At 71.8% G+C, this 9666-nt stretch carries 7 protein-coding genes; 2 read left to right on the top strand and 5 right to left on the bottom strand.

Annotated elements, in window-relative coordinates:
- Positions 1 to 1365, bottom strand: a 1365-nt coding sequence (locus Q7T15_RS10460) for an MFS transporter (RefSeq protein WP_304696016.1), incomplete at its 3' end; no start/stop codon positions are given.
- 260 nt (positions 1366 to 1625) lie between these two features.
- Here Q7T15_RS10460 and Q7T15_RS10455 point away from each other — a divergent pair.
- A complete protein-coding gene (locus Q7T15_RS10455) occupies positions 1626 to 2495 on the top strand; it encodes a CPBP family intramembrane glutamic endopeptidase (RefSeq protein WP_304696014.1) in 870 nt (289 codons plus the stop codon).
- On the opposite strand, the gene mfd is transcribed toward Q7T15_RS10455, so the two are convergent.
- From mfd to Q7T15_RS10435, 4 genes are all read right to left on the bottom strand, one after another.
- Complete coding sequence (gene mfd, locus Q7T15_RS10450) at positions 2456 to 5995, bottom strand: transcription-repair coupling factor (RefSeq protein WP_304696012.1); 3540 nt, start codon at positions 5993 to 5995, stop codon at positions 2456 to 2458. The two genes, Q7T15_RS10455 and mfd, sit on opposite strands and share 40 nt — an antisense overlap.
- 71 nt (positions 5996 to 6066) lie before the next feature.
- Positions 6067 to 6654 carry an aminoacyl-tRNA hydrolase gene (gene pth, locus Q7T15_RS10445; RefSeq protein ID WP_304696010.1) on the bottom strand — a complete coding sequence of 196 codons (588 nt, stop codon included), beginning with the start codon at positions 6652 to 6654 and terminating at the stop codon, positions 6067 to 6069.
- A 41-nt stretch (positions 6655 to 6695) separates the two neighbouring features.
- Complete coding sequence (locus tag Q7T15_RS10440) at positions 6696 to 7358, bottom strand: 50S ribosomal protein L25/general stress protein Ctc (RefSeq protein ID WP_304696008.1); 663 nt, start codon at positions 7356 to 7358, stop codon at positions 6696 to 6698.
- A 151-nt stretch (positions 7359 to 7509) separates the two neighbouring features.
- Positions 7510 to 8022 (bottom strand): gluconokinase, encoded by a 513-nt coding sequence (locus Q7T15_RS10435; protein ID WP_304696006.1) that lies wholly within the window; start codon positions 8020 to 8022, stop codon positions 7510 to 7512.
- 126 nt (positions 8023 to 8148) lie between these two features.
- On the opposite strand from Q7T15_RS10435, the gene gndA reads away from it, so the two are divergent.
- The gene (gene gndA / locus Q7T15_RS10430; RefSeq protein ID WP_304696004.1) at positions 8149 to 9597 is read left to right on the top strand and encodes an NADP-dependent phosphogluconate dehydrogenase; all 1449 of its coding nucleotides are present in this window, start codon (positions 8149 to 8151) and stop codon (positions 9595 to 9597) included.
- Positions 9598 to 9666 lie beyond the last annotated feature (69 nt).

Here is a 9666-nt window from a genome sequence, read left to right as displayed (position 1 = left end):
CGCCTCGTCGCCGCGCGGCGCGGGAGTGCGCGGCATCGTCGACGCCGCGACGAGAGTCACGACGGCGGCGACGAGGGTCGCGGCGAACACCGCCGCCGAGGCCGCGATGATCGCCTCGGAGCTCACGCCCTCCGCTGCCGGAACGCCCTCGCGGCCGATGATGCCATTCGCGATCGCGCCGAAGATCGCGACGCCGACGGCGCTGCCGATCGAGCGGGCGAAGAGGTTGGTGCCGGTGACGACGCCGCGCTCGTTCCACGGCACGCTCGACTGCGCGGCGATGAGCGAGGGCGTCGCGACGAGTCCCATCCCGAGCCCGCTGATGAAGCACGCGAGCGCGACGACGGCGACCGAGGGCGCGGCGGCCGATGCCGCGAGCACGGCCGGCCCGGCGATCACGAGCACCATGCCGATGAGCACGGTGCGCTTGAACCCGAGCGTGAGGTAGAGCCGCCCCGACTGGGCGGCCGAGATCGGCCAGCCGATCGTGAGGGCGCCGAGCGCGAGGCCCGCGATGAGCGGCGAGACCCCGATCGACCCCTCGAGGTAGGTCGGCACGTACGAGGTGAGCCCGAACAGCACCGCGCCGACGCCGGTCGACACGAGCGTCGTCGTCAGCAGCAGCCGCCGTGAGAACACCCACATCGGCAGGATCGGCTCGGCCGCCCGTCGCTCGGCGAGCCCGAACGCGATGAGCAGCGCTCCCCCGCCGCCGAACGCGACCGCGCTCTGCCACGAGAGCCACTCCCAGGCCTGGCCGCCCTCGAGCACTCCGACGAGGAGCAGCGCGAGTGCGGCGGTGAGCAGCACCGCGCCGAGGTAGTCGACCCGGTGCGTGCGGCGCTCGACGTTCTCGTGCAGGTGGCGGATGAGCATCCACCCCGCAAGAAGACACAGCGGGATGTTGACGAAGAAGATCCAGCGCCACGCGTCGAGCTCGGCGAACAGGCCGCCCAGCAGGGGCCCGATGACGGCGGATGCCCCCCACACGCTCGCGATGTAGCCCTGCACCTTGGCGCGCTCGGCGACGGAGTAGATGTCGCCCGCGATCGTGATCGACATCGGGCCGACCGCGCCGGCGCCGAGGCCCTGCACGGCGCGGAAGGCGATGAGGGCCGGCATGCTCCAGGCGAGGCCGCACAGGATCGACCCGACGAGGAACAGCCCGATGCCGGTGAGGATGATCGGCTTGCGCCCGACGACGTCGCTGAGCTTGGCGTAGATCGGCACCGAGACGGCCTGGGCGAGCAGGTAGATCGAGAACAGCCACGGGAACTGCTCGAACCCGCCGAGCTCGTCGACGAGCGTCGGCACGGCGGTCGCGAGGATGGTCGCGTCGATCGCGACGAGGCCCGTGGTGACCATGAGCGAGAGCAGGATCGGGCCGCGCGAGGAGCGGAGTCCGACGTCGGCAGTGCTCAGGGGTCGCTCCTTCGTGCGGGGACGCGGGCGGCGTGCAGTGCGCGGCGTGCAGGGTGCCGTGGCGCGCGGTCGGCTCATGCTGGCACCGCTGTCTGGGAGGCGACCGCTCGCGAGCCGATCATCCGCCAGGCGATCATCCGCCCGTCGCTGATCCGCCCGTGGCTCCTCCGCCGCCGCGAAGGTGGCACTGCGAGGATGGCCCCGTGCTCACCCCCGACGACCCGCTCAGCCGCGGCATCGCGGTCTCGGTCGCGCTCGGGCTCGTCGCGCTCCTGATCTGGCGGGCGATCCGCAAGGACCGCCGCGAGTACTCGCGCTTCCGCCGCTACCGCTCGACGGCGAAGCGCCAGGCGATGATGCGGCGCTGGCTGATCGAGTCGATGCTCCTGTTCGGCGGCTCGGCGATCGCGCTGGCCGTGGTCGTGCATCCGCTCACGGGGTCGGTTCTCGAGGCGGCCCGATCGGTCGGTTGGGTCGCGGCGGTCGTCGGCTGGTTCCAGGGTCCGGTCGGGATCCTCGTCCTCGCGCTCGCCGTCGCCCTCGCCGTGGCGCTCACGATCGTGGGCGTGCGCTCCGCCCGCCGCGAGGGCGGCGTCGTGATGATCGGCGACATCGCCGCGCTGCTGCCCCGCAACAGGCCCGAGCTCGGCTGGGCGTCGGCGCTCGCGGTCAATGCGGGAGTGGTCGAGGAGCTGCTGTTCCGGCTCTGCCTGCCTGCCCTGCTGTTCGTCGTGACGGACGAGCCGCTCAGCGCGTTCGGACTCGCAGTGCTGCTGTTCGCCGCTCTGCACGCCTATCAGGGGGTGCCGGGCGTCGTCGGCACGCTCGTCGTCGGGCTCCTGCTGACCGCGGCCTACGTGCTGAGCGGCAGCATCATCGTGGCGATCGTGCTGCACGCGCTGCTCGACCTACGCACGCTCGTGCTCGTGCCCGTCGCCGTGTACGACGTGCACCGGGTGCCGGGGTCGCGGCGGTTCCCGCCGGCGCTCGCGGCGGTGTCGCTCAGCGAGCCCGCTGATCGCTCAGACGTCGCTCAGGACGACGATGTCGACGGCGCGGGCTCAGTCGCGTAGAGGTTCGTGAGCGCCGAGCCGACCCAGGCGATGAGGTCGTCGTCGCTCGCATCCTTCGGCAGCGGCATCGTCGCGACCTTCTGCTGCGCGAAGTACTTCGAGCCCGGGTACATGCGCTGCAGGCGCAGCTGCCGGGAATCGGGGAGCTCCTTCCCGACGAGGCGCAGGTTGGAGCCCATGACGACGACGTCGCTGAGTCCGAGCGCCTGGGCCTGGCGGCGCAGGCGCGACACGGCGAGGAGCGCGAGCACCGGCTTCGGCGGGTCGCCGTAGCGGTCGGTGAGCTCGTCGAGCACGGCATCCAGCGCCTCATCGGGGCTCGCGGGGCCCGCCGCCGCCGAGAGCTTCTGGTACGCCTCGAGACGCAGGCGCTCGGATTCGATGAACTCCTCGGGGATGTGCGCGTCGACCGGCAGCTCGAGCCGCAGCTCGGTCTGCTCGTCGGCCGCGTCACCGCGGAACGCGCTCACGGCCTCGCCGATCATGCGCAGGTAGAGGTCGAAGCCGACGCCCGCGATGTGGCCGGCCTGCTCGGCGCCGAGGAGGTTGCCGGCGCCGCGGATCTCGAGATCCTTCATCGCGATCTGCATGCCGCCGCCGAGGTCGGTGTTCGCGGCGAGGGTCTGCAGGCGGTCGTTCGCGGTGTCGGTGAGCGGCTTGAGCTCGTCGTAGAGGAAGTACGCGTACGCGCGCTCGCGGCCGCGACCGACGCGCCCCCGCAGCTGGTGCATCTGCGACAGCCCGTACTTGTCGGCCCGGTCGATGATGAGCGTGTTGGCGTTCGCGACGTCGAGGCCGGTCTCGATGATGGTCGTCGAGACGAGCACGTCGAAGCGGCGCTCCCAGAAGTCGACCATGACCTGCTCGAGGAGCGACTCGCTCATCTGCCCGTGCGCGACGGCGATGCGGGCCTCGGGGACGAGCTCGGCGAGATGGCTCGCGACGCGCTGGATGCTCGAGACGCGGTTGTGCACGTAGAACACCTGCCCTTCGCGCAGCAGCTCGCGGTGGATCGCGGCGGCGACCTGCTTGTCGCTGTACGGGCCGACGAAGGTCAGGATCGGGTGGCGGTCCTCCGGGGGCGTCGCGAGGGTCGACATCTCACGGATGCCCGTCACGGCCATCTCGAGGGTGCGCGGGATCGGCGTGGCCGACATCGCGAGCACGTCGACGTTCGTCTTGAGCTTCTTGAGCGCGTCCTTGTGCTCGACGCCGAAGCGCTGCTCCTCGTCGATGATCACGAGGCCGAGGTCCTTGAACGTCACGCCCTGGCTCAGGATGCGGTGGGTGCCGAGGACGACATCGACCGTCCCGCGGGCGAGCCCCTCGATCGTCTCCCTCGCCTCCTTGTCGCTCTGGAACCGGCTGAGTGCCCGCACGTGCACCGGGAAGCCGGCGAAGCGGTCGGCGAAGGTCTCCATGTGCTGCTTCACGAGCAGCGTCGTCGGCACGATCATCGCGACCTGCTTGCCGCCCTGCACGGCCTTGAACGCGGCGCGCACGGCGACCTCGGTCTTGCCGTAGCCGACGTCGCCCGCGAGGAGGCGATCCATCGGGATGGGCGACTCCATGTCTCGCTTGACCTCGTCGATGGTCGTGAGCTGGTCGGGCGTCTCGGCGTACGGAAACGCCTCCTCGAGCTCGCGCTGCCACGGGGTGTCGGGCGCGAAGGCGTGCCCGCGGCTCGACATGCGCGCCGAGTAGAGCTTGACGAGCTCGACGGCGATGTCGCGGACGGCCTTGCGCGCCTTGCCCTTCGCCGCCGCCCAGTCGCTGCCGCCCATCTTGCTGAGCGCGGGCGCCTCGCCGCCGACGTACCGCGTGAGCAGGTCGAGCTGGTCGGTCGGCACGTAGAGCTTGTCGCCCGGGTAGCCGCGCTTGGAGGGCGCGTACTCGATGAGGAGGAACTCGCGCGTGCTCTTGACCGCGCTGCGGCCGCCGCCCGTCGACACCTCGCGCTGCACGAGCTCGAGGAAGCGCCCGATGCCGTGCGTCGCGTGGACGACGAAGTCGCCGGTCTTGAGCTGCAGCGGGTCGACGACGTTCTTGCGGCGGCTCGCGAGCTTCTTCGGCTGGCGCGAGTCGTAACCGACGGCGCGGCCGTAGAACTCGGTCTCGCTCAGCAGGCCGATCCTGAGCTCGGGCAGCTCGAAGCCGTGCTCGACGCTGCCGCGTACGAGGTGCACGACGCCGGGCTCGAGCGGGTCGGGCAGCTCGTCGACGATGCGCGCGGCGACCTGCTGCTCGGAGAGCACGTCGCTCGCGCGCTCGAGCAGGCCCGCACCGCCCGCGACGACGACCATGGCCCAGCCGTCGCGCACGCGATCGACGACGTGGTCGACGGCTCCCCCGGCGATGCCGGCGAAGCTCGGCGGCTCGGTCGCGTCGATGCGCAGGACATCCGGGTCGTCGGCGTCGAACGCGCTGATCGTGTACCAGGGGCGGTCGCCGGATGCCGCGCGCAAGCCGTTCACGGTGAGGAAGTCGCCCGCGTCGAGGTCGATGGGCGCCTCGGCTCCGGCCGTGGCCGCGTGCCATGCCGCCGACAGGAACTCGCGGTTCGTCTCGACGAGCGTCGTGGCCCGGCTCGCGACGCGCTCGGGGCTCAGGACGGCGACAGACGCACGGGCCGGGAGGTAGTGCGTGAGGGGCACGAGCTCGTCGACGAGCGCGGGGGCGAGGCTCTCCATGCCCTCGACGGGGATGCCCTCGCCAATCTTGGCGAGCATCTGCGCGAGGCTCGGGAACTCGTGCTGCATCTCGCGCGCCCGCTGCCTGACGCTCTCGGTGAGCAGCAGCTCGCGCGTCGGCGGCAGCTCGATGCGCTCGACGACCTCGGGCAGCGAGCGCTGGTCGGCGACCGAGAACTCGCGCAGCTGCTCGACCTCGTCGCCGAAGAACTCGACGCGGACGGGGTGCTCGGCGACCGCGGGGAACACGTCGAGGATGCCGCCGCGCACCGCGAACTCGCCGCGGCGCGTGACCATGTCGACGCGCGCGTAGGCGAGGTCGATGAGCCGCTCGACCGTCGGGGCGAGCTCGTGCCCGCGCTCGCCCGCGGCGAGGACGACGGGCTCGATGCTCGTGAGACCCGTGGGCAGGGGCTGGAGCGCCGCGCGCACGGAGGCGACGACGATCAGGTGGCCGGTGGGGGCATCCGCCCACTGCGCGAGCGCCCGCAGGGTGCGGATGCGGCGGCCGACGGTCTCGGCGCTCGGGCTCAGGCGCTCGTGGGGCAGGGTCTCCCACGCCGGCAGGTCGAGGATCGTCGCGTCGGGCAGCAGGCAGCGCAGCGCGTCGATCAGGCCCTCGGACTCGCGCCCGGTCGCGGTGATCGCGAGCAGGCACTGCGGCGCATCACGAGCGGCGAGGATGCTCGCCACGAGCGGAGCGCGGAGGCCCTCGACGACCGAGAAATCGGTCGAGACCCTCGCGGCCTCGAGCGCCTCCTGAAGCGTGCGGGCGCGCGACAGGGCCGGGATCAAGCGCTCGAGACTCACTGGAGTGAGTGTACGCGCGGGCGGCTGGGGGTTGCGCAGGGCGGTTGACGGTGGCGGGGTGGCGGCGCGGCTCAGGCGCGCGGGCCGTGAAACCTCTGCTGCGCCGCGAGCAGCCCCTGCTCGACGAGCAGCTCGACCGCGTCGGCCGCGTCGTCGAGGAGGAACGGCAGGCGCGCCTTCTCGGCGGCTGGGAAGTCCTTGAGGACGTAGTCGGCGGCATCCTGTCGCCCGGGGGGCCGGCCGATGCCGATGCGGACGCGCGGGAACTCCTGCGTGCCGAGCGCCTTGATGATGTCGCGCACGCCGTTCTGGCCGCCGTGGCCGCCGTCGGCCTTGAGCTTGATCGACTCGAACGGCAGGTCGAGGTCGTCGTGCAGGACGACGACGCGCTCGGGCGGGATCCCGAAGTACTTGGCGGCGCTCGAGACGGGCCCGCCGGAGGTGTTCATGTAGCTGAGCGGCTTGACGAGCACGAGCTTCGGGCCGCCGGGGCGCAGCCGCACCTCGGCGAGCATCGTCGTCGACCTGTGGCGCGAGAACTTCCCGCCGAGCCGCCGCGCGAGCTCGTCGAGCGCCATCTGGCCGACATTGTGCCGATTGCCGGCGTAGCCGGGCCCGGGGTTCCCGAGCCCGGCTACGAGCCAGACGTTGTCGGCCACAGCCGGAGGTGCCTGACGCCTCGTGAATCCGAAGATGATGCCTACTCGGCGGCCTCGGCGGAGTCGCCCTCGGCGCCCTCGCCGGCCTCGTCGCCCTCAGCGCCCTCGGCGTCGTCGCCCGCGGCCGCCTCATCGGCGGTGCCGTCGGCGTCGGAGGTCGTGTCGAGCTGCGGGGTCGACACGACGACGACGAGCGCCTCCGGGTCGGTGATGAGGGTCGTGCCCTTGGGGAGCTCGACCTGGCCCGCGTGGATCTGCGTGCCCTCCTCGAGGCCCTCGATCGAGACGACGAAGTTCTCGGGGATGTGCGTGGCCTCGGCCTCGACCGTGAGGGTCGTGTGCTCGAGCATCGCGATGGTGCCGGCGAAGCTCTCGCCCTCGAGGTGCACGGGGACGTCGACGACGACCTTCTCGCCCTTGCGGACGACGATGAGGTCGATGTGCTCGATGAGCTGGCGCACCGGGTCCTTCTGCACGTCCTTGACGAGCGCGAGCTGCTCGTCGCCCTCGATGTCGAGCGTGAGCACGACGTTCTTCTTGCGCAGCAGAAGAGCCGTCTCGTGACCCGGCAGGGTGACGTGGCGGGGCTCGGTGCCGTGGCCGTAGATGACGGCGGGGATCTTGTTGGTCGCACGGATCTTGCGCGCGGCGCCCTTGCCGAAGCTCGAGCGCACCTCCGCTGCGAGGTGGGTGTTCTCGGACATGCCGGACTCCTTGATTGTCGGTGGGCCTCTCAGGACCCGGTCGTGGGTGTCAACTCGAACGCAGAAGCGCGTGAGGAAAGACCAGTGCCTTGCCCACCGCGTCGATCACGAAGAGCTCGCGCTCTTCCTCGCCGAAGTTCAGCGGCCCAGTCTACGCGAGATCGCGCCCCTGCGGCACCGCGAGACGGTCGGCCACCTGCTGGGCGAGAACGGGGATGCTCAGCTCGCCATCGAGCACCGTGACGAGCTCGCCCGGCCCGGGGCTCTCGAGCGTCGCGAGCTGCGAGTCGAGCAAGCTCGGCGGCATGTAGTGGCCCGCGCGCTTCGCGAGGCGCTGCTCGAGCACGGGGCGGGGCACGTCGAGCAGGGCGAAGAGCGTCTCCGGAGCGAGCTCGCGCAGTCGAGCGCGGTAGGAGCGCTTGAGAGCGCTGCAGGCCATGATGCAGGGTCGGTGGTCGCGCAGGGCCGCGCCCACGGCATCCAGCCAGGGGGCTCGGTCGGCGTCGTCGAGCGGATGCCCCGCGGCCATCTTCGCCACGTTCGCGGCCGGGTGCAGGTCGTCGGCGTCGAGGAAGGTCACGCTCGCGCGGGCTGCGGCGTCGCGCCCGACGACCGTCTTGCCGGCCGCCGAGACGCCCATGAGCACGAGGGAGGGGGCGGTCATGCGTCCACCGTAGGCGTGGCGCGGGGCCGGACGACGACAGAGTGCGCAGGGAATAGGCTGGAGGCGGTCGTGCCACCACCTCCGTGACCGCGGCGCCGCGTGCGCCCCCACCCCCAGGAGCACCCCGTGACCCAGCCCCAGGCCAACATCGGCGTCGTCGGACTCGCCGTGATGGGTTCGAACCTCGCCCGCAACCTCGCCAGCCGCGAGGGCAACACCGTGGCGATCTTCAACCGCTCGTACGAGAAGACCGCGACGCTCATCGAGCAGCACCCCGAGGCGGGCTTCATCGCGACCTCGACCTACGAGGAGTTCGCCGCCTCGCTGCAGAAGCCGCGCACCGCGATCATCATGGTGCAGGCCGGCCGCGGCACCGACGCCGTCATCGACGCGCTCACCCAGGTCTTCGAGCCGGGCGACATCATCGTCGACGGCGGCAACGCGCTCTTCACCGACACCATCCGCCGCGAGGCCGCCGTGCGCTCGACGGGCATCAACTTCGTCGGCGCCGGCATCTCGGGCGGCGAGGAGGGCGCGCTCAACGGCCCCTCGATCATGCCCGGCGGCTCGGCAGAGGCGTGGCAGACCCTCGGGCCGATCCTGCGCTCGATCGCCGCGGTCGCCGAGGGCGAGCCGTGCGTGACGCACGTCGGCACTGACGGCGCCGGACACTTCGTCAAGATGATCCACAACGGCATCGAGTACGCCGATATGCAGCTCATCGCCGAGGGCTACGACCTGCTCCGCCGCGTCGGCGGGCTCGAGCCGGCTGAGATCGCCGAGATCTTCGCCGAGTGGAACACCGGCGAGCTCGAGAGCTACCTCATCGAGATCACCGCCGAGGTGCTGCGCCAGGTGGATGCGACGACCGGCAAGCCGCTCGTCGACGTCATCCTCGACCAGGCCGGCGCCAAGGGCACCGGCGCGTGGACGGTGCAGTCGGCGCTCGACCTCGGCGTTCCCGTGTCGGGCATCGCGGAGGCCGTGTTCGCCCGCTCGCTCTCGTCGAAGCCCGCGCAGCGCCTCGCCGCGCGCGGCCTGCCGGCCGGCAGCGAGGAGTGGTCGGTCACCGACCGCGCCGCGTTCGTCGAGGACGTGCGCCGCGCGCTCTACGCCTCGAAGATCATCGCCTACAGCCAGGGCTTCGACGCGATCGTCGCGGGCGCCGAGCAGTACTCGTGGGACATCAAGAAGGGCGAGATCGCGAAGATCTGGCGCGCGGGCTGCATCATCCGCGCGCAGTTCCTCAACCGCATCACCGAGGCCTACGCGGAGGACCCGGAGCTCGTCGCGCTCGTCACGGCGCCGTACTTCGCCGACGCGGTCGGAGGCGCGCTGCCCGCCTGGCGGCGCGTCGTCTCGGGGGCCGCGCTCGCGGGCATCCCGACCCCGACGTTCGCGTCCAGCCTCTCTTACTACGACGGGCTGCGGGCCGACCGCCTGCCGGCCGCGCTCGTGCAGGGCCAGCGCGATTTCTTCGGCGCGCACACGTACAAGCGCGTCGACCAGGAGGGCACGTTCCACACGCTGTGGAGCGGCGACCGCTCGGAGATCTCGGCGACCGACGCGCACTGAGCCGTCTGGTCGCGCCGCCGCTCCTGCGGCGCGACGCCGCTCCGCGCGGCGAGCGCGGTCGCCGCGCTC

Origin of the sequence: Microcella sp., assembly GCF_030645145.1 — a bacterium.
Taxonomy (GTDB): Bacteria; Actinomycetota; Actinomycetes; order Actinomycetales; family Microbacteriaceae; genus Microcella.
This window is presented reverse-complemented; position numbering and strand designations above follow the sequence as displayed.